Raw genomic sequence first — 20,510 nt, forward strand, 5'->3', positions numbered from 1 at the left:
GGGGCGGCGCCGACCACCTCGGTGACGCCACCCGGCCCTCCGGCATCGGCACGGAAAGTGGGTGATGAGTAATGACGGCACGGCCACCGAAGGCAAGCGGCGCACGGCTGCGTGAACTGGCCGAACTGCGCCGGGCGCGGGCGAGCAGCGGATGCGCCCGCGGATCCGCTGCCGCACCCCGCAGCACTGCCGGTACCCGGGCGCCGGTCGCCCCGGCCTCCACAGTCGGTCGCGAGATACTTCCCGTACCACCCGCTCTCGCTCCGCTGCTGCCCGACCGCGGACTCGTCAAGGGATCGGTGGTGTCCTACAGCGGCGCCGGAACACTGCTGGCAGGTTTGCTCGCCGCGGTCACCGGGCCGGGGGGGCACGCGGCCGCGGTCGGCCTGCCCAGGCTCGGCCTGCTCGCCGCCGCGGAAATGGGCGCCCGGCTGGACCGGCTCGCGGTGATCCCCGATGCGGGCCAGGACCCGATGGAGGTGGCGGCAGTTCTGCTGGACGGGATGGATCTGGTGGTACTCGGCCTCGGCACGGCCGTGATCCCACCCGCCCGCGCCCGGGTGCTCGCCGCGAAAGCCCGCGGAAAAGGGGCCACCTTGCTCGTCACCGGTGGTAACTGGCCCACGCCGGACCTGAGCCTGGAAAGCCGCGTGGCCGGCTACACCGGGCTCGGTACGGGCAGCGGGCGGATCCGTTCCATAAGCCTCGATATCGAAGCCCGCGCCAGGGCCGGAAACCCGCGCCGGGGCCGGCTCACCGCGCGCCCGCTCGGCGGTCGTGTGGAATGGATCGCTCTCGACGAGATCGCCACCGCGCACACCTCGGGCCGGCCGGAAACATCCAGCCAGGAGGACTCGGTTGCTTCCTGACCTGATCCCGCCCCGTATCGTCTGCTCGTGCCGGGAAGGCGACGAGTCCGCTCGGCCGGCTCCACCGATCGGCAACATATTCGCTCCGGTGTCCCGGTCTGGTGGCCACTCGGCTCGGACAGCCGGCCCGGACGCCGGCGAACCCGCCCAGCTGTCCCGGTCTCCCTGCGACGAATCCGCCCGGGCACCCGGACCCGACAGCAGCGGTGAACTTCCCCGAACTGCTCGGCGGGCCGGAGAATTCCATCGGGCACTCCGGCCGAGCAGCGACGAGCTCGCCCGAACGCTCCGGGCGGCCTGCACCGAGTTCACGCGACGCCCCCGCACCCACTCCCCGCGGCGCACCCGCATCGAATCCATGCGGCGCCACAGCCCGACCGGCGGCGCGGTGTGCCGGCACTCTTCGGGATCTCCTGGGCACGCTCGCAGATCAGCCACATTCCGGCGCGGAACGGTGGGCCGATGAGCCCGCGCCCCGCGACACGGGTGCTGGCGGTCTGGTGCCCCGACTGGCCCGCGGCCGCGGCGGCGGCCGGGGCCGGGCTGTCCGCGGAACAGCCGGTGGCGATTGTGCATGCGAACCGGGTGATCACCTGTTCGGCCACCGCCCGCGAGGCGGGAGTGCGCCGCGGTATGCGTAAACGCGAGGCACAGAGCCGCTGCCCGGAACTCCATATCGCACCACCCGATCCGGACCGTGACGCGCGCTTGTTCGAACCGGTCGCCGCGGCCGTCGACAGCCTCGCCTCCGGGGTCGAGGTACTGCGCCCCGGTGTGCTCGTGCTGCCCGCGCGCGGCGTGATCCGGTATTTCGGATCGGCCGAGACGGCCGTGCGGCAATTACTCGCCGCGGCGGCGACCGCCGGGGTGGAGGCCCGGATCGGGATCGCCGACGAACTCCCGACCGCGATCGTCGCCGCCCGGCACAGCACCCTTGTACCGCCCGGCCGGGATGCCCGGTTCCTGGCGCCGCTGCCGATCACCGAACTGGCGGCCGAACCCGGCCCTGCGGAACGGGAACGCGCCACGCTGCTGGATCTGCTGCACCGGCTGGGGCTGCGCCGCATCGGGGATTTCGCCGCCCTGTCGACCGCACAGGTCACCTCACGGTTCGGCGCGGACGCGATCGTGGCCCACCGGCTCGCCCGGGCACTACCGGATCGTCCACCGGCACCCAGGGTCCTGCCCCCGGAGGTGGCGGTCCGGCTGCCGTGCGAGCCACCGATCGACCGGGTCGACGCCGCGGCCTTCGCCGGCCGGCTACTCGCCACCCGGCTCACCGCGAACCTGTCGGCGGCCTCGGTGGCCTGCACCCGGCTCGAGATCCGTGCGGAAACCGAGTCCGGAGAAGAACTCTCGCGGGTCTGGCGCTGCGCCGAACCACTGACCGCCGACGGCGTGGCCGACCGCGTGCGCTGGCAATTGGACGGCTGGCTCACCCGGCCGCCCGGCGATCGGCCCACCGCCGCGATCACCGTGCTGCACCTGATACCGGTGGAGGTGACACCGGCCGCCGCCCTGCAGCTCGGACTGTGGGGCGATACGGGGTCCGGGGACGAACGTGCCCTGCGCGCACTGGTCCGCGTCCAAAGCCTGCTCGGCGGGGACGCGGTGCGGGTGGGGGTGCTCAGCGGCGGCCGCGGGCCCGCGGAACGGGTCACCATGGTCACGTTCGGCGACGAACCGGCACCGGATACCGATCCGGCACCGCCCTGGCCTGGCCGGATACCGGAACCTGCCCCCGCCGTCATCATGCGCGACCGTCCGCGTATCGCGCTCGAGGCAGCCGATGGAACTCCCGTCCGGATCACCGCGCGCGGACTGTTCAGCGGCCCGCCCGCACGGTTGCGCTGGGGCCGGTCGAGCTGGCGGCTCACCGCGTGGGCCGGGCCCTGGCTGCTCGATGAGCTCTGGTGGGCGCCCGGCGCGGCTGCGACCGCCCGCGCCCAGGTGGAACTACCTGGACCGCACAGCCTGCTACTGCTCGCCCGGGACGATCACTGGTACGTCGAAGGTCTCTACGACTGACCGGGCGCGGCTCAGTACGGTTTGCAGGCGTCGAAGGCGGCGTCCTTGTCCCCGTTGAACGAATCGATCTGACCGTTGATCTCGTCCACCGAAGCATTGCGCTCCAGAAGGTCGGCCAGGGTTTTCAGATTGTCGCGGTAGGTGCGCATCGGTGCCGAGACGTCGTTGGGAACATCGGGACTGAGTTCCTCGTCGATCTTGCCGGCCGTATCGCGCAACGCAATGACCGCGGCATCCTTCTTGGGTCCCTCATCCGGCGCCTTGTTGTCGCTGGCATCGATATAGGCGTTGAAGGCGTCGACCGCCGGATTGTTGTTATCGCGCAGCGACTCACATACATCGGTCGCGGCTGCCTCGGCGGCGGCCGCCCGTGACGACGACGCCGCGGCCGAGGAAGATTTGATCTCCGATGTGTACAGCTGCAACTCGCTCTGATTCACCTCGGCGGTACCGGTCACCGTGGTGGAGCAGGCGGCGAGGAATCCACCGGCGACCAGCGCGGTCAGTGCAGCGGCGAGGCCGGCTCGTTCGAATCGTCGCATCGATCTGAAACTCCCCTCGGATGCCCACGACCCCGTATTCTCGCCCCGGCGCGCCGGACATCTGAGCCACCGGTGCTGACAACCGTACTGTGTCGAGACGATTCTCGGCTGCCCAGGCCCGCATTGTCGATCAACCGATACCCGTGCCCGGAATCACCGGCCCGTGGCGATGTCGACGACCAGGCGGTTCGGCATGGTGGCCGTCGAAACGGTGAAGCCCCGCTCATCACCGGAGACTCCGATGAACGACTGGGTGATCCCCTCGAACACCGTCGTCCGGTACACCCCGGCGATACCGGGCACCGCCGGGTCGATGGCCGGGTCCGGTCCGGCATAGGGCGACACCCCGCTGTCGAACGGATAGGCCGAACCGGTGATCCGGACCTCGAGCACCGAATCGCCCGCCACCCCGAGCTCCCGGCCGCTGCCGTCCTGTACGGCCCGGCCCGTGTACCACACACTCCACCCCGGGGTTCCCGGACCGCCCAGGTAGTACTCGACCCGGTCGAAACCCGCGTGGCGACTCAACCGGATATCGGTCACGGTGAGCATGGCGTCCGGGGAGGCCTCCGCCTGCTTCGGCACCGTATCGTCGGGCGCGGGCACCGGCTCGCCGGGCAGCGGTATCGGCGGTGCGGGCAGACCCGGGGTGCCCACTTCCGAACTGGGGACCGCCGGGCTCATCGGCGAAGAGCTAACCGGCGGTGTCGACCCCGAATCGGCACACCCGGCGAGAGCCGCCAGTATCGCCGCCACCACCAGTAAACGCCCGGTACGCATATGGCCGATGCTAACCGCAGCGGCCACTGTCCTGCGGTAACGCCTGCTCTCACGGTGTGGCCCGGGTACCGGCCGCCGGCCGCGCACGACCTCCGCGACCATGGCCCCGCGAAACGTATCCACCGGGGCGCGCGGCAGCGCACGGCAACGATCTAGCACACTTGTCACGTGCGAGACGTGGAGGACCTATTGGGACGGTTGCGCCGCTATCCGGATGTGGAGGCCGCCAACCTGTACGCCGTCGACGCCGCGGACCGCCTCGTCCTCGACGTGGCCGCGGAGGCACTCACCACCACCGAGCCCGGGAGAGTGGTGGTGATCGGCGACAACTACGGCGCCCTCACCCTGGGCGCCGCCGCCACCCACGACCTGCACCGGATCCGCGTCCACCAGGACCTGCTGACCGGTGAGCTCGCGCTCGCCGCCAATGCCCGTGCGCTCGGACTCGGCGACCGCTACACCGCGCACTCCCTCGACGAGAACCTGTTGCGCGGCGCCACCGTGGTCCTGCTGCGACTACCGCGGGTACTGGCCGGGCTCGCCGAGATCGCCGACGCCATCGCCCGTTACGCCCATCCCGAGGTCCAGGTGTTCGCCGGCGGCCGGGACAAGTACCTCACCAGGGCGATGAACGACATACTGGCGGAATCCTTCACCGAAGTACGGGCCAGCCGCGGCCGCCAGAAGTCCCGCACTCTGCTGGTGCGCGGACCGAAGCCGGTGGGCGAACCACGGTTTCCGCTACGTGAGCACATCGGCGAATTCGGTATCGATGTGGTCGCGCACGGGGCCGCCTTCTCCGGGCCGCGCCTCGATATCGGCACCCGGTTCCTGCTGGAACATCTGCGCGCCATGAAACCCGATGCCCGCGACGCCATCGATCTCGGCTGCGGCACCGGAATACTGGCCGTCGCGCTGGCCCGATCCCGCCCGGGAATCGCGGTGGTGGGCACCGACCAATCCGCCGCAGCCGTGGCCTCGGCGACCGCAACCGCCGCGGCCAACGCGGTCACCGGGCAGGTCACCGTGGTGCGGGACGACGCCATGTCGGCCGCCGCCGACAACAGCGCCGACCTCGTGGTGTGCAATCCGCCGTTTCATGTGGGTGCCGCCGTGCACACCGGGTCGGCGATCAAGATGTTCGCCCGGACCGGCAAGGTGCTACGGCCGGGAGGCGAGCTGTGGACGGTCTACAACAATCACCTCAACCACCGCACGGTGGTCGAACGCATGGTGGGCCGCACCGAGGTGGTGGGGCGCAACCGGAAGTTCACGGTCACGCGTTCGGTGCGGGGGTTGCACGGGTTCGATGCGGTCGCGACCGGGGTCGGGGTTTGATTGCGATGTATCTTCGCTCTCTCACTCCATCGCTCCGGACCGGGGCTGTTCCAGCCCGGGAGTGAAGTGTGCGACGGAACGGATTACCTGGCCCAGCGCTGTTATCTCAGATCGCGGAGTAGACCATCCGCGACGGGCGGGGCTGTAATTTTGGATCCGCTCGGCGGCTCGCGAGCGGGCCCCTGTCGACCCGGTTCTTTCCCCGCTCCAGAGCCGGGCGGGCACCGCCCGGGGAGATAAGGGCGGATTACCTGGCGGCGGAGCGCTGTCATCTCTGCTCTCGGGGCGGCCCATCCGCGAAGGGGCGGGCTGTGATTTCGGAGACGCTCCGCGTCCCGAGGGCGGGGCCCTGTGGAGCCCGGTTCTCCACTCCTGCGCTCCCCCGGCTCCGTCGCTCCAGAACCGGGCGGGCACCACCCGGGAAAGTGAACGGTCCGGGAAGGTTGGATGAGGGGGCAGGGGGTGCTCAGTCGATTCGGCGGCGGTGGGCCCAGCGGGTGAGCGCGTTGCGGTTGGACTGCTGGGTTTTCCGGAGCACATTCGAGGCGTGGGTTTCCACGGTTTTCACCGAGATGAACAGCTTTTCGGCGATCTCGCGATAGGTATAACCACGGGCCAGCAGGCGCAGCACCTCCAGCTCACGGGGGGTCAGCGAATCGAGTTCGGGATCCAGGGGTGGCTCGGGTACCGGTGATTTCCCGGTGAACGAATCCAGGACGAAACCGGCCAGCCGCGGACTGAATACGGCGTCTCCGCCGGCCACCCGGCGGATTCCGTCGGCCAGTTCGGCACCCGAAATCGTCTTCGTCACATAACCGCGGGCACCGGCACGGATCACCGCGATCACATCCTCGGCGGCATCGGAAACACTGAGCGCCAGACATACCGGACCGCTGTCGATCCCGTTCAGCACCGCGACCCCGCCCCCGGCGGGCATATGCACATCGAGCAGCACCACATCGGGTTTGGCGGCATTGATACCGGCCACCGCCTCGGCCACACCCCCGGCTTCCCCGACCACCTCCATATCGGTTTCCCGGCTCAACTCGGCCCGCACCCCGGACCGGAACACCGCGTGATCGTCGACGAGAAAAACCCGCACAACCAGCCTCTCTTCATTCATGGCGCCGCCTCGGGCCTCCCCCGAAGACTACCCATGTACGGCGAGCCGGGGCTGCGGCCGGCCCGAAACCCTCGGTACGACACCACGCCCGGTTCCGTGCCACCTCACGAATGTTCGGCACACGGACCCCGCAGCGATTCGTGGTAGTGGATCCCTTTCCACTCGTCACCGCTTCGACGCGCGATCAGCGTGTTGCGGCCGGCGACGACGAACGATTCGGGCGCCACGGCCGTTTCCCCCTCGAGGTGAAAAGAGAAGAACGCGTAGGCCATATCGCCGATGGTCTCGATCCCGGCTTCGCGGTGTGCCCATCCATTCCGATACGCCTCCACCGGGGCAGCGATACCGGCGGTCAACGAACCTCCTCGCGGCGGGTACCCGCGCCGCGGGCCTGCCCGGCGGTGGCCTGAGCGAGCCCGGGCGCGTGCACAGGTTCGGAGCGCCCGGGCCGCGGCGGTTCGGACGTGCCTTCGGTAGGAGCAGTCTCCGGAGTCCGCGGCCGGTCGCGGGCTATGCCTTCGTCCTCGGAACCGGAATCGGTGCGCGGCAGGAAGATCCGTACCTCGGTGCCGCGCCCCGGTTCCGAAACGATCTCCACCGTCCCCCCGCGCCGCTCCACACGGGCGCGAATGGATCGCGCGAGACCGTGCCGGTCCTCGGGAATCGAATCGGGATCGAAACCGTTACCGCGGTCGCGAACGAACACACTGACCTGGTGTGGTTCGGTCTCGGCGAACAGGTCGATATCGGTTACGCCGGCGTGTTTGGCGGCGTTCACCAGCGCTTCCCGGGTGGCGCCCAGGACGGCGGTGAAATGTTCCTTCGGCAGGCCGGACCCACTGTCCTCGCCGTCCATTGCGACATCTCCGACGGTCACCGGGGTGACCTTCACACCGTGCTGATCCTCCACCTCACCGGCGATGGTGCGCAGGGCGACGGCGAGACTGGAGTCGGCGGGGCCGGTGTCGGCGAACAGCCAGCGCCGCAGCTCGCGTTCCTGGCTGCGCGCCAGGCGCAGCACTTCCTGCTGATCGCCCGCCTGCCGCTGGATCAACGCCAGCGTCTGCAGCACCGAATCGTGGAGGTGGGAGGCGATCTCCTCGCGTTCCTCGTTTCGGATCCGGGCCGCGCGTTCGGCATTGAGCGAATGCATCATCCGCAAACCGAGCGGGACGGTCAGCAGCCCGACCCCGATCAGGGTCGCTGCCACCGCCAGCAGCGCCGAACCGAGCGAACCCCAGTCGACCTGCGACAGCACCACCACCCCCAGCCCTACGAAAACAAGGGTGACCCCGGCGATGATCCGCGACCAGGTGACCACCGACGGCTTGGCCGGTATTCCGATAAGTGACCGCGGGCCGTCGGCATCGTATTCCCGCCACACCAGCGCCGCGCCCACCGCGATCACCAGCAGGGGAGCGATCACCCGGGCCACTGTTCCGCTGAATGCCCACGACACGACCACCGACAGCCCGAGCCCGAGCAGCGCCAGCCCTATCGCCTGGCGGCGCTCCGTACCGGAAGGCCGGGCGTCGTCGCCACCGCCGGGCGTGAAGATCCACAACAGCCCGTAGGCGATGATCCCGGCCCCCGCCAGCGCCGACAGCAGAACGAACGCCATCCGCACTTTGAGTACGTCGACCCCGAGATGGTCGGCGACGCCGCCGGCGACACCGCCCACGATCCGGCCGCCGGATCGGCGCACCAACCGCCCGCCCGCGGTATCCGGGTCGACCACGGGACGGTCGCCACCCGGGGCGTAGAAGGCAGGTCTGAACGGGCACATACCTTCGATACTGGCACGTCCGCAACCGACCCGGCCATGGGGAAACACCCTGATCTGTGTCTATGGCGGCGCCTCCGGCGCGGCGTGGTCCGGGTCGTCCCTATGGGTCTCGTTCTTCACTCCACCGCTCCTCCGCAACGCTGCACCGCTCTGTGGCTCCAGATCAAGACGGGCCCGGGCCAGGGAGGCAGGAGTTTTGGCAGACACCGCCGGCGATACGTCGACGGTCGACGGGCCGGGCAGGTGGTGGTCAGAAGTATTTCGGGAACAACTTCAGGGTTCCCCCCGATGTGAGAGTGCCCGCAGGAAGCGGAGCATGGGTTTCATGACGAGAACCAGCTTCGGTGATCAGCTTCAGCAGATGTGGCAGAGCCGGCCGACCCGCCTGCCCCGGCACGGGCCGATCGCCGGGGTCGCGGCCGGGGTCGGGCACCGCTACGGGGTCGACCCGGTGCTCGTGCGGGTGGCGTTCGTGGTGTCCACTCTCTTCGGCGGGGCCGGGATCGTGCTCTACCTGTTCGGGTGGCTGATGTTCCCCGAAGCGGGTGAAGGCGCGTCGATGGCGGAATCGCTGACCCGTAAACGGCAGGATTCGCAGAGCCAGACCAAGACGATCGTACTGATCGTGGCGCTGGCGATCGCGGTGAGCACCATGGGCCCGGTAGGTGTGGGGCTCGGCGGGTCGGGGGTGATCTCGCTGACGCTCATGCTGGCCGGTTGGTGGATGCTGTATCTGCGGGCCCCGCAACCGCCGCCGCTGCCCGCGGGGGCAGCGGTTCCGGAGTCGCTTGCGGGTCCGGGGACGACCGGATATCCCGGCGCCACATTTCCGCAGGGCGGCGCGGATCCTTACACGTCCCAGTACACCGGGATATATACCCCCTATACAACACTGCCGGATCAGTATGTCCCGGACGATCCGGCCGTGAACCGCGCGCAGAGCGCTCCCGGTACCGCTGACCCCGACACGCCGGATACCGATGGTCCGAGTCTCAGCAAGGCCACCTCCTCCGGGGCTGCGACCGGCCCGGCAGCCGATACCGCAGCCGTACCGGCACCTGATCCGAGTTCGGGCACGCCCGATTCCACCGCTACCGCAGACCCGGTCGCGGCCACCCCTGCCGAATCGGATCCACCCCGAGACACCGGCTCGGACCGGCCCACTCCTCCACGCCCCACCATCGGAATGAGCAAATCCACCGGCCTCACCGATCGCACCCCACCTGCCTGGGATCCGCTGGGCGTCGCGCCACTCGCCTGGGACCTGCCCGACCCCACCCCGGCACAGCCGGTGGCGGTGACCACCGAGAAGCATCCCCGTTCGCGTTTCACCGCGGTCGTGCTCGGCTTGGCCATCCTCGCCGCGGCGGGTGCCGGCGCGGTGGCAGCGGCGGGCGCCGAATGGATGACACCCGGCCGGATCGCCGCGATCGCGCTCGCGGTGATCGGCCTCGGGTTGATACTCGGTGCTTTCCGCCGACGCGGCCACGGCCTATTGCTGGTCACTGCGCCGCTGGCGGCGTTCGTCCTCCTGGCCGGCGCCGTCGGGCCGGTGGATTTCCAGGGCGCCACCATGGGTGAGCGCACCTGGGCTCCCGCCTCGGCCGCCGATATCCGGCCGGAGTACGCGGTAACCATGGGGTCCGGCACGCTGGACCTACGCGGAATCGAATTGACCGCGGATCGGACCGTCGACCTTTCCGTACAGATGGGGGAGGCGGTGGTCCTCGTACCGCAGAATATGAACGTGCGCTCCGATTGCACCGTCCGGATGGGCGAGGCGAACTGCCCGGACGGGCTCACCGGGCCCGGCGGGGATGCACCGGTGCTGAATCTGAACGTGCAGGTCCGGATGGGTGAAGCGGAGGTGCGTCGTGGCTGATCAGGGAACGAAACCGCACGTGGAAGCGTCGGGCGACACCGGAACGGCGGGGCGTGCGCACCGCGGAGGCTTCTCCGCCGGTTTGTTCGTCACCGGTCTGCTCGCGCTGCTGGTGAGTGTCTGGGCCCTGGCCGGCCCGGACCGATGGAATATCACCTCCATGATCCCGGTCGGCTGGATCGTCGTCGCGGCCGCCATAGTGATCGGCGTGGCACTGGTCATCTCACCGAGAAAGCGCCGGTAGCCCCGGCCGCCGACGCCGGTTCTCGTCGAACGGCGCCGTACCGGGCAGAACGCCCGGACCCGCATCGCGGGGTCCGGGCGTTCTCCTGTCTGCTCACTCCCACTCGATGGTGCCCGGCGGTTTGCTCGTCACATCCAGCACCACGCGGTTGACCTCGCTCACCTCGTTGGTGATCCGGGTCGAGATCCGTTCCAGCACCTCATACGGCAACCGCGTCCAGTCCGCGGTCATCGCGTCCTCACTCGACACCGGGCGCAGCACGATCGGATGCCCGTAGGTACGCCCGTCGCCCTGGACTCCGACACTGCGCACATCCGCGAGCAAGACCACCGGGCACTGCCAGATCTGTCCGTCGAGCCCGGCCGCGGTGAGTTCCTCGCGGGCGACGGCGTCGGCCTGCCGCAGTGTCCGCAACCGGTCCTCGGTGACCTCACCGATGATCCGGATCGCCAGGCCGGGCCCCGGGAACGGCTGCCGGGCCACGATCTCCTCGGGCAATCCGAGCTCCCGGCCGACCGCCCGGACCTCGTCCTTGAACAGCAGCCGCAACGGTTCGACCAGTTCGAATTCCAGATCGTCGGGCAGTCCGCCCACGTTGTGATGCGATTTGATATTCGCAGTTCCGCTGCCGCCGCCGGATTCCACCACATCCGGATACAGCGTGCCCTGCACCAGGTATTCGACCGCCGGTACATCCTGGCCCGCGATCTGCTCGCCGACGACCTCGCCGACGGCGTCCTCGAAGGACCGGATGAACTCACGCCCGATGATCTTGCGCTTCTCCTCGGGGTCGGTGACACCCTTCAGTTCGCCGAGGAACTTCTCGACCGCGTCCACGGTGACCAGCCGGGCGCCGGTAGCGGCCACGAAATCCCGCTGCACCTGTTCACGCTCCCCCGCGCGCAGCAGTCCGTGATCGACGAAAACGCAGGTCAGCCTGTCACCGATGGCTCGCTGCACCAGGGCGCCCGCCACCGCACTGTCGACGCCGCCGGACAGCGCGCAGATCGCATGCGCGTCTCCGATCTGCTCGCGCACCCGCTCGATCATCGCGTCGGCGATATTGGCCGGCGTCCAGTCCGGTTTGATCCCCGCCATCTCGTGCAGGAACCGGCTCAGCACCTGCTGCCCGTGCGGCGAGTGCAGCACCTCGGGGTGATACTGCACACCGGCCAGCCGGCGGGCCCGGTTCTCGAAGGCCGCGACCGGCGCGCCCACCGTCGTCCCGGTCACCTCGAAGCCTTCCGGAGCGTCGGTGACCGCATCCCCGTGGCTCATCCACACCGGCTGCGGCTCCGGCAGCCCCTCGTGCAGCAACCCACCGTCGATATCGAGTTCGGTGCGGCCGTATTCGCGGGTACCCGTATTCGTCACGGTGCCACCCAGCGCCTGCGCCATCGCCTGGAAGCCGTAGCAGATACCGAAAACCGGGATATCCAGGTCGAACAGGCGCGGATCGAGAGCCGGCGCGCCTTCGGTGTACACGCTGGCCGGGCCACCGGACAGAATCACCGCCAGCGGCTGTTTCTCGGCGATCTCCGCCACAGTGGCCGTATGCGAGACCACCTCCGAGTAGACACTCGCCTCCCGGACCCGGCGGGCAATCAACTGCGCGTACTGCGCACCGAAGTCGACAACAAGAACGGGCCTCTGCGAATGTGTCACCCGCATGAGTCTAATGAGCGCCGTTGCGCGACTCGCACGCCCATACCCGCGGGCTCAGGCGCGGACGCTGAGACCGACTTTCTGGAATTCCTTGAGGTCGGAGTATCCGGCCTTGGCCATCGAGCGGCGCAGGCCGCCGACGAGGTTCAAGGATCCGAACGGATCGTCGGAGGGCCCGGTCAGCAGCTGTTCCAGGCTGGGGCGCACCGGGGCCGGCGGGGCCTGCCCGAGGATTTCTTCGGCGAGGTCCCACGGCTCGTCCAGCGAAAGCAGCGAACCGCGCGGTACCGAAGGATGGGCGGCGGCCGAAGGCCAGTACCAGCCGCGGCCGGGCGCTTCGGCGGCGATCGCGAGCGGCGCGCCCAGCATGGCCGCGTCCGCACCGCAGGCGATGGCCTTGGCGAGCTGGCCGGCGGTGTTGATATCGCCGTCGGCGATCACGTGCACGTACCGGCCGCCCGTTTCGTCGAGGTAGTCGCGGCGGGCCGCGGCGGCGTCGGCGATCGCGGTCGCCATCGGTACACCGATACCGAGAACTTCGCCGGTAGTGGTCGCACCCGGTTGCGAACCATAGCCCACGATCACCCCGGCGGCACCGGTCCGCATCAGATGCAGTGCGGTGCGGTGATCACTGACACCGCCGGCGACGACCGGCACGTCCAGTTCCGCGATGAACGTTTTGAGGTTCAACGGTTCGCCGTCGCTCACATGCTCGGCCGAAATGATGGTGCCCTGCACCACCAGCAGATCGATTCCGGCCTGTACCAGGGCCGGGGTGAGCGCTCGCGCGTTCTGCGGGCTCACCCGCACCGCGACGGTGACCCCACCGGCCCGTACCTGGCCGACCGCCGCGGCCAGCAGATCGGGTTGCATGGGCGCGGCGTGCAACTCCTGCAGGAAGGCGACGGCTCGCTGATAGCTGCCCTTGTCGGCCAGTTCGAGCAGCTGATCGATCTTGGCGGAGACATCCGCGTGGCGGGCCCACAATCCCTCACCGTTGATCACGCCCAGCCCGCCGCGGCGCCCGATCTCGATGGCGAATTCCGGGGAGGCCAGTGCATCGGTCGGATGGGTGAGGAAGGGGATATCGAACCGGTAGGCGTCCAGTTGCCACGCCAGCGATACCTGGCTGGCCGAACGGGTCCGGCGCGAGGGAACGATATCGACATCGTCCAGTTCGTAGGTCCGGCGAGCCGTCCTACCCATCCCGATCTCGACCATATCGCGCACAAATAGCTCCTGTGTTGAGGCGCCGTTTCCGACGGCGCAGGGGTCGCGACCCTCCGCGTCACCTGTCGGCCCTCGAGACCGGCGCCCGCCGGCGCATACCCGCGAAGGGCAAACGACCGTTACCCTCTGCGGGCCTCGTGGGACTCGGCACCGATGTCTCTGCGTTTCACCTGGTGAACTCGCATATTGCGACTAAACCTTACACACCCCCGGTCTACCGCGACTCCGGCGGTTGGTGTTCTGAGCCCCCAGCGACCCGGTTCACTGCTGAACGAGCTCGGCCGTGGTGCCGAGTTCAGCGAGGCCCTGAAAGGTTTCGGCCCGCCGCTGATTTTCCGTGCTGATGCGATACTCGGCGACCGCGGTGTCGAGTGCGAAAAACAGGGGCCGAGGGGGCCGAAACCCGCGCGCCGAAACGCGCACGAAGGCTACCGTCCGGTGTAGTTCGGTGCTTCGACGGTCATCGTGATGTCGTGGGGATGGCTCTCCTTGAGACCCGCCGCGGTGATCTGGACGAACTGGGCTTCCTGCAAGCCGGTGATGTCCTGTGCACCGGTGTAGCCCATCGCGGCACGGAGTCCACCGACGAGTTGGTGGATCACCTGGTTCACCGGGCCCCGGAACGGCACCCGGCCCTCGATGCCCTCGGGGACGAGCTTGTCCTCGGCCAGCACATCGTCCTGGAAGTAGCGGTCCTTGGAGAAGGATTTCACCTGGCCACGGCCCTGCATGGCGCCCAGCGATCCCATCCCGCGGTAGCTCTTGAACTGCTTACCGCCCACCAGGATCAGCTCACCGGGTGATTCCGCGGTACCGGCCAGCACCGAGCCCAGCATCACGGTGGACGCGCCGGCGGCGATGGCCTTGGCGATATCACCGGAGAACTGGATTCCACCGTCGGCGATCACCGGCACCCCGGCGGGCGCGCAGACGGCGACCGCCTCCAGGATCGCAGTGATCTGCGGCGCGCCGACACCGGCGACCACGCGAGTGGTGCAGATGGAGCCGGGTCCGACACCCACCTTCACCGCGTCGGCACCGGCCTCGACCAGCGCCCTGGCCCCGGCCCGGGTGGCGATATTGCCGCCGATGACCTGGATCCGGTCACCGACCTCGGCCTTGACCTTGCTGACCATGCTGAGTACCTGCCGCTGATGCCCGTGCGCGGTATCGACGACGAGGATGTCGGCGCCGGCATCGGCGAGAGTCATGGCCCGCGACCAGGCGTCGTCGCCGACGCCCACGGCGGCCCCTACCAGCAGCCGGCCGTCGCGGTCCTTGGTCGCGTCGGGGTACTGATCGGTTTTCACGAAGTCTTTGACAGTGATCAGACCGCGCAGCCGGCCTTCACCGTCGACGATGGGAAGCTTTTCCACTTTGTGGCGGCGCAGCAGTCCGAGCGCGGCCTCCGCGGTGACACCCTCCTGGGCGGTGATCAGCGGCGCCGGGGTCATCACATCGGCCACGCGGCGGTTCTGATCGACCTCGAACCGCATATCGCGATTGGTGATGATGCCGACCAGCGCACCCGTTTCGTCGACCACCGGCAGGCCGGAGATCCGGAACCGGGCGCACATGGCGTCGACCTCGGCCAGCGTATCGGTGGGGCGGCAGGTCACCGGATCGGTGACCATCCCGGCCTCGGATCGTTTGACGGTCTCCACCTGGCTCGCCTGATCGGCAACAGAGAGATTGCGGTGCAGTACACCCATGCCGCCGGCCCGAGCCATGGCAATCGCCATCCGGGCTTCGGTGACGGTATCCATCGCGGAACTGACCAGCGGCGTCCGCAACCGGACCTCTCTGGTCAGCCGGCTGGATGTTTCGACCGAACTGGGGATGAGATCCGACGCGGCGGGCAGCAGCAGCACATCGTCGAAGGTGAGGCCGAGCATGGCGATCTTGTTCGGATCGTCACCACCCGTAGGAGGGCGGACAATCGTGCGCTCGCCCGGTACGGGATTACTCATTCGGATCGACCCCTCCTGGACGTCGGCTGAGTTATCGGGATACGGCGGCCCGATAGCAAACTGTAACTGGGAACAAACGTGCCGCGCCGGATCGTTTATTCCGGCGGCGGTGCCGGGAGAACCAATGCTCGTCAGCGCTTGACACCATGGTATCGGTCCGGTTGGACCACGGATCAACTGAGGGCCGCTGCGATCGATCGAGCGGCAACGGCGAAAACTGGCGGCGCGGACGGCTGGCGCAGACCGCCCTGTTCTGCGTACCGTGGGGATGTGCGTGACCACCTACCACCTGGCTTGCCGCCGGATCCGTTCGCCGGAGACCCCGCCGACCCGTCCGCCGCGCTCGATGCCATCGAGCCGGGGGAACCGCTGGATCCTCATGAGCGCCTTGCGGTCGAAGAGGATCTCGCCGATCTCGCAGTCTACGAGGCGCTACTGGCCCACCGCGGTATCCGCGGGTTGGTGGTGAGCTGCGAGGATTGTCGGCAGGATCACTATCACGACTGGGATATGCTGCGCGCCAATTTGTTACAGCTCCTGGTCGACGGCACGGTCCGGCCGCACGAGCCCGCCTACGACCCGACTCCGGAAGCCTACGTCACCTGGGATTACTGTCGCGGCTACGCCGATGCCTCGATGAACGAGGCGTTCCACGGCGACGGGTTCGACGCTTTCGACAGCTGAGTCCTTCGACAGTCGAGTCGGAGCCGCCGGGGCGACCGGCATGATCGACCGCCATTCGACGGCCGATCGTTTTGGCATATCCGCACCAGGTTCATAACGCACCATTCGTAATACCCGTACACACGATGTGACCGCCCACCGGGGGTGAGCGGTCACATGATGACAGATATTCGCGAACGCGACGACCGGGACTCCGTGCCGCGTTTCAGTTGGTGGGCCCGCCGGGAACGCTCGTTGTCGGAACAGACGGCGCTCCGGTCTCCGGAACCTGCGGTACCGACGGTACGGCCGGGCCGGGTGAGCTGATCGTGGACGGTGGCAGCTGAGAGGTCGGATCCACCGAATCGATCCCCGGCCCGTCCGAAGTGGTCGGGTCAGGGATATCCGGGGTGGTGTCATCCGGCGCCTGGGTATCCGGCGCCGAAGTATCCGGATTATCCGTATCGGGCGCCGGCCGCTCCGGTGACGGCAGGACCGGTGCGGTGACATCCGGCGCGGTCGGCCGATCGCCGCCCGGTGCGGGGGCCTCCAGCGGAAGCTGCTGACCCGGCCGGGACGTGGTGGTCACCGTAGGACCGGGACGCTCGGACGTATCCCCGGGTGTGGCCGGTTTCACCGGTGCCGCCGGGTCCGGAGCGGGAGCCTTCTGCTCCAGCTGTGCGGCTATATCCGGTGCGACCTGACCGACCAGGCCGACCAGTTCACGCCAGCGAGCAGCGAGCTCGTTGCGTTTCACCGGATCATCCACCTGCGTGGCATTGGCCGAGGCCTGCTCCAGCCGGGCCTTGGCCTGTTCCGGCTTACCTTCGTCGAGCAGCTCCTGCGCGGCGGCCAGATTGTCGTCGGCGTACTGCACGACGGTGCTCTGTGCCTGTTCGCTGAACACCACCTCTTTGACGCGCCACAGCGCATCACCGGGTTCGGCCTGATACGAGAACACCGACAGCCCGCCGAACACCAGAGCCAGCGCGGCCGCCGTGGTGGCTATCGGGCGAAGCAGCCGGAGCCGCCCGCCGGATTGCGCACTGATCCGCGCCTGCCGGGCACCGATCTCCTGATTGACCGCCGCGACGACGGTATCGAGATCGGGCGCGTCCGGTAGCGGCGGAGCCACGATCTCGGCCCGCCAATCAGCCAGCAATGTCGCCAGCTGGAGCTCCTCGGTGCTCTCGGTGGGTATGGGCCCGCCCCGGGCGATAGCGTCGATCAGTTCGTCATCGCGACGAACCGCGCTGATATCGACCGGTTCGGACCCGGCACCGGAGCCCTCGGCGTAGGGATCGGTGCTCCGCGATCCGCGACGCGCCCACTTGTCGCCCCGACCGCGCCCGCCATCCCTAGCCATATATTTCACCTGCCCTCGCCACTTGTGCCTTCAGTTTTGCGAGCGCCCTGTGCTGGGCGACCCGTATCGCTCCCGCCGTACTGCCCACGGCGGTCGCGGTTTCCTCCGCTGACAAACCCATCACCAGTCGCAGGATCAGGATCTCCCGATGTTTCTCCGGCAACGTGGCCAGCAGAGTGTTCATCTGCCGGCTCGTTTCCGATTCGAGAGCTCGCTGCTCCGGTCCGTGGTCGGTGGATATGACATCTGGTACTTCGGCCATCGCCTCCGCCTTGTTACGGGAGGCGTTGCGATGGGCGTCGGCGACCTTGTGCGAAGCGATTCCGTATACGAAGGCCATGAACGGCCGACCCTGGTCCTGATACCTGGGTAGGGCGGTCATGACCGCTAGACAGACCTCCTGCGCGACGTCGTCCGCGGAGAGTTGTCCACGCTCCGCGGCACCGATCCGCGCGCGGCAATATCGCATCACCAGCGGACGGACCAATTTCAGTACCTGAGCTAGAGCGGACCTGTCGCCCTGCGCAGCAGCGGCGACGGCGCGGTCCAACTCTTCGCCCGTGTGCGTCATCGTCAGCGGATTTCCTGGCGTTACAAAGTGGCACGGCCGGTGACGACCTGTGCTTCCGCCGGTCCAGCGGAACGGGATCAACAATAGGACACGGCCGCCCGCGCGGGTCGAGACGGTAGAACCAGGGTTACCGTCCGCTATCGCGAAATCGCCCGCCACGCCTGGAGATGAGCGCACGACACGCTTCCGCGTCGGCCGTCGCGGAGGCGTGTCCGGCGGCCGGTTCCACGCCGGACACCGGTAGACCGGTTCGCAACATTGCGCACGCCCAGCGCAGCGGTAGCAGGCCCGCCTCCCGGCACTGCTCTTCGACCAGGGCAGCGAGTTCGGCGGCCCGCGCGGTATCGCCGGTGACCCCGGCGGCCGCCGCGACCAGCAGTCGCGATTTCACCGCGTGGCGAATCGAGGGACCGCGCTCGGCCCGGCCCAGCGCACTCTCCGCCGCCGCCAGGGCCTCATCGGCCCGGCCGCCGGCCAGTGCGGTTTCGGCACGTACCCAGTGCAGCCGAACGAGCGCGCGGGACCGATCGACTACCGCGTCACCATCCCGCCCCCACACGGCCCCGGAGCCCGTCGAGCCGGCAGAGAGCTCGGCATCCAGTAGCGCATCGCAGCGGTCCAGCAACCTGGTGGCGAGCGCGAGCCGGCCGGTACCCAGCGCATCGGCGGCGAGACCGGTCAGTGCATCGGCTGCGGCGTCGACCAGGTCGGGGACGCGGTGGAAACCGGCCGCGTACGAATCGGCCGATCGCAGATGTTCGGTGCCGCCCGCAACGCCCCCTGCGGCCACGACCTCCACGCCGACCGGACGGCTTGCACCACCTCCTTGGTCCACGTCTCGCACAACCCCCGCACCGACCACATTGCCCGCGGCGCCGACGGCGATTGCATCGTTTGCGCCACCCACGGCACGCACAGAGTCCATACCGGCCTCGTCGCCGGCGACCCCCACGGCGACCGCAGCGCCCGTGCCGGCGGCCTCGTCGGCCCCAGCGTCCACGCCTATCGCACCGCCCGCATCCGCACCGCCCGCACCCTCGAGCAGGCTCGACCGATAGCGCCCCGGACTGTTCGTATCGATGAGCTCCGGGCTCCGCTGCCCGGAAGCAGAGGCGCCGGGCAATCGCGGCAGTACCAGCGCGGCGGCGTGACCGTCGTCGTGCGCGGCCCGCCCATGCAGGCCCAGTTGACGCCGTAACGACCCCTCGGTGGAGGCCGCGAGCGAGAGCAGCACCGGATCGCCGGTGCTCGCCCGCAGACGGCGCAGTGCGATTCGGGCGGCCGCATAATGGCCCGTACCGCCCAACGCCACGGCTCGCCACCACATTTCGAGGCTGTTACCCGCGGCCGGCAACTCGGCAGCGGACCGGTGTGGGAGCGGACCGAAAGCGAAGTCGGCGAGCCGGCGAGAGCGGGTTTCGGCGGGAAGAACCGGGACGGACACGGGTGCACTGTACCCAGGCCGGGCCGGGCGGGCGGCCGGCGATTCGGCCCGACCGAACCGAGGTGGACGTTTCAGCAATCTTTCAGCATTAATCGAATCGACCGTGTTTCGATCAGGTTAAACTCCGCCCATCAATCCATGAGCAGATACGCATCGAATTCAGCAACGTTTCGCTTAATTAACCCAGAAGCCGCCCCGCCGCCATCTGTAATCGTACCGAGATCAGCGATTCCGGCCACGATCCGGGCGTGGATCGTGTACGCATTCAGGTCCGGACCGTTCCTGCGGTCCAGCCCATGGTCACGACCTGCGAAAACGTCGACCAGCGCCGACGGATCGAGGAACAGGCGCCGGGTAACCACACAGTATCGCCGGAAGATTAGCGGAAGTAAACAGCCAGGTGGGTTAAATTCATGCCGCAAAATATTCGACAAATAAGCGCGCCGAACTGTTGACGGAATTTCCCCGTTACCCCTAACGTAGCTCATCGCCACGAACGGCGCCGGGCGAAAAACCGCCCGGGATGCCTACGGTCCGCGCGTTCACACGAACGCCGGGCGCCACCCGAGAAGTTGACCCATCACTCGCTCGACAATGCCGACGAGCTCGCGTCTACGAGGAGTTCAACCCATGCCCATGCCCACCCACCTTCCCGGACCGAACGCCGATGTCTGGGACTGGCAGATGCGCGGTTCCTGCCGGGGTGTGGACTCGGCGGTGTTCTTCCATCCCGACGGGGAGCGCGGCCGGGCCCGGGCAGCTCGCGAGCTGCGCGCCAAGGAAATCTGCCGGACCTGCCCGGTCCTCATGCAGTGCCGGTCACATGCACTGAAGGTCAGTGAGCCCTACGGAATCTGGGGCGGGATGTCGGAAACCGAACGCGAAATGCACGCGCGCCGCAACCGGCGCCGTATGGCGGTATAGCCCTTCCGGTCGGCATCTGCCGTGGCAGGGCCTGTTTCCGCGGCGCCCGGCACGCTGCGGTGGCTGCCATACCGGGTGCGACACC

Annotated in this window: 19 protein-coding genes; 7 read left to right on the forward strand and 12 right to left on the reverse strand. The window is 68.6% G+C overall.

The window, feature by feature from the left end; all coding sequences use genetic code 11:
- The first annotated feature begins 71 nt into the window (after positions 1–71).
- A complete protein-coding gene (imuA', locus tag NFL01S_RS09245; RefSeq protein WP_062973440.1) occupies positions 72–869 on the forward strand; it encodes a DnaE2-dependent mutagenesis accessory factor ImuA' in 798 nt (265 codons plus the stop codon).
- Positions 870–1,331: 462 nt separating this feature from the next.
- A complete protein-coding gene (locus tag NFL01S_RS09250) occupies positions 1,332–2,897 on the forward strand; it encodes a DNA polymerase Y family protein (RefSeq protein WP_062973793.1) in 1,566 nt (521 codons plus the stop codon).
- Between the two features lie 11 nt (positions 2,898–2,908).
- On the opposite strand, the gene NFL01S_RS09255 is transcribed toward NFL01S_RS09250, so the two are convergent.
- Entirely contained in the window at positions 2,909–3,439 is a 531-nt protein-coding gene (locus NFL01S_RS09255) for an Rv2240c family protein (RefSeq protein WP_062973441.1), read from the reverse strand.
- 153 nt (positions 3,440–3,592) lie between these two features.
- The gene (locus NFL01S_RS09260; RefSeq protein WP_062973443.1) at positions 3,593–4,219 is read right to left on the reverse strand and encodes an AMIN-like domain-containing (lipo)protein; all 627 of its coding nucleotides are present in this window, start codon (positions 4,217–4,219) and stop codon (positions 3,593–3,595) included.
- Between the two features lie 168 nt (positions 4,220–4,387).
- Here NFL01S_RS09260 and NFL01S_RS09265 point away from each other — a divergent pair, with 168 nt between their 5' ends.
- Entirely contained in the window at positions 4,388–5,557 is a 1,170-nt protein-coding gene (locus NFL01S_RS09265; RefSeq protein ID WP_062973445.1) for a class I SAM-dependent methyltransferase, read from the forward strand.
- Positions 5,558–6,023: 466 nt separating this feature from the next.
- Here NFL01S_RS09265 and NFL01S_RS09270 read toward each other — a convergent pair whose 3' ends face one another.
- The 3 genes from NFL01S_RS09270 to NFL01S_RS09280 all read right to left on the reverse strand — a co-directional run bounded on the left by NFL01S_RS09270 (position 6,024) and on the right by NFL01S_RS09280 (position 8,466).
- On the reverse strand, positions 6,024–6,680 hold the full coding sequence (locus tag NFL01S_RS09270) for a response regulator (RefSeq protein WP_062973447.1): 657 nt from the start codon (positions 6,678–6,680) through the stop codon (positions 6,024–6,026).
- A gap of 104 nt (positions 6,681–6,784) precedes the next feature.
- Entirely contained in the window at positions 6,785–7,036 is a 252-nt protein-coding gene (locus NFL01S_RS09275) for a nuclear transport factor 2 family protein (protein WP_062973449.1), read from the reverse strand.
- A complete protein-coding gene (locus tag NFL01S_RS09280; RefSeq protein WP_084492533.1) occupies positions 7,033–8,466 on the reverse strand; it encodes an ATP-binding protein in 1,434 nt (477 codons plus the stop codon). Before NFL01S_RS09280 ends, NFL01S_RS09275 begins: the two co-directional genes overlap by 4 nt.
- Positions 8,467–8,791: 325 nt before the next feature.
- Here NFL01S_RS09280 and NFL01S_RS09285 point away from each other — a divergent pair, with 325 nt between their 5' ends.
- Together NFL01S_RS09285 and NFL01S_RS09290 are read left to right on the forward strand one after the other, a co-directional pair.
- Positions 8,792–10,348, forward strand: a complete 1,557-nt coding sequence (locus NFL01S_RS09285; RefSeq protein WP_063915903.1) for a PspC domain-containing protein — start codon at positions 8,792–8,794, stop codon at positions 10,346–10,348.
- Positions 10,341–10,592 carry a hypothetical protein gene (locus tag NFL01S_RS09290; protein WP_210744525.1) on the forward strand — a complete coding sequence of 84 codons (252 nt, stop codon included), beginning with the start codon at positions 10,341–10,343 and terminating at the stop codon, positions 10,590–10,592. Before NFL01S_RS09285 ends, NFL01S_RS09290 begins: the two co-directional genes overlap by 8 nt.
- A 93-nt stretch (positions 10,593–10,685) precedes the next feature.
- Here the strand turns inward: NFL01S_RS09290 and guaA are convergent, their stop codons facing one another.
- The 3 genes from guaA to guaB form a co-directional block, all read right to left on the reverse strand.
- On the reverse strand, positions 10,686–12,263 hold the full coding sequence (guaA, locus tag NFL01S_RS09295) for a glutamine-hydrolyzing GMP synthase (RefSeq protein WP_062973453.1): 1,578 nt from the start codon (positions 12,261–12,263) through the stop codon (positions 10,686–10,688).
- 48 nt (positions 12,264–12,311) lie between these two features.
- Positions 12,312–13,487, reverse strand: coding sequence for a GuaB3 family IMP dehydrogenase-related protein (locus NFL01S_RS09300; RefSeq protein ID WP_062973455.1), 1,176 nt, complete (start codon positions 13,485–13,487; stop codon positions 12,312–12,314).
- Between the two features lie 428 nt (positions 13,488–13,915).
- The gene (gene guaB / locus NFL01S_RS09305) at positions 13,916–15,457 is read right to left on the reverse strand and encodes an IMP dehydrogenase (protein WP_084492534.1); all 1,542 of its coding nucleotides are present in this window, start codon (positions 15,455–15,457) and stop codon (positions 13,916–13,918) included.
- A 270-nt stretch (positions 15,458–15,727) separates the two neighbouring features.
- Between guaB and NFL01S_RS09310 the strand changes: the two genes are divergently transcribed.
- A complete protein-coding gene (locus NFL01S_RS09310; protein WP_030522220.1) occupies positions 15,728–16,141 on the forward strand; it encodes a DUF5319 domain-containing protein in 414 nt (137 codons plus the stop codon).
- Positions 16,142–16,346: 205 nt separating this feature from the next.
- On the opposite strand, the gene NFL01S_RS09315 is transcribed toward NFL01S_RS09310, so the two are convergent.
- The 4 genes from NFL01S_RS09315 to NFL01S_RS09330 form a co-directional block, all read right to left on the reverse strand.
- On the reverse strand, positions 16,347–17,486 hold the full coding sequence (locus tag NFL01S_RS09315) for an anti-sigma-D factor RsdA (RefSeq protein ID WP_062973459.1): 1,140 nt from the start codon (positions 17,484–17,486) through the stop codon (positions 16,347–16,349).
- Entirely contained in the window at positions 17,479–18,057 is a 579-nt protein-coding gene (locus tag NFL01S_RS09320) for a sigma-70 family RNA polymerase sigma factor (protein WP_033243420.1), read from the reverse strand. Before NFL01S_RS09320 ends, NFL01S_RS09315 begins: the two co-directional genes overlap by 8 nt.
- A 127-nt stretch (positions 18,058–18,184) precedes the next feature.
- A complete protein-coding gene (locus NFL01S_RS09325) occupies positions 18,185–19,501 on the reverse strand; it encodes a hypothetical protein (RefSeq protein ID WP_157116384.1) in 1,317 nt (438 codons plus the stop codon).
- Between the two features lie 131 nt (positions 19,502–19,632).
- The gene (locus NFL01S_RS09330) at positions 19,633–19,863 is read right to left on the reverse strand and encodes a hypothetical protein (protein WP_062973463.1); all 231 of its coding nucleotides are present in this window, start codon (positions 19,861–19,863) and stop codon (positions 19,633–19,635) included.
- Positions 19,864–20,131: 268 nt separating this feature from the next.
- On the opposite strand from NFL01S_RS09330, the gene NFL01S_RS09335 reads away from it, so the two are divergent.
- Positions 20,132–20,425, forward strand: a complete 294-nt coding sequence (locus NFL01S_RS09335; protein ID WP_062973464.1) for a WhiB family transcriptional regulator — start codon at positions 20,132–20,134, stop codon at positions 20,423–20,425.
- The last annotated feature ends 85 nt before the right edge of the window (positions 20,426–20,510 follow it).

Source organism: Nocardia flavorosea NBRC 108225 (assembly GCF_001613385.1).
GTDB classification, from domain to species: Bacteria; Actinomycetota; Actinomycetes; order Mycobacteriales; family Mycobacteriaceae; genus Nocardia; species Nocardia flavorosea.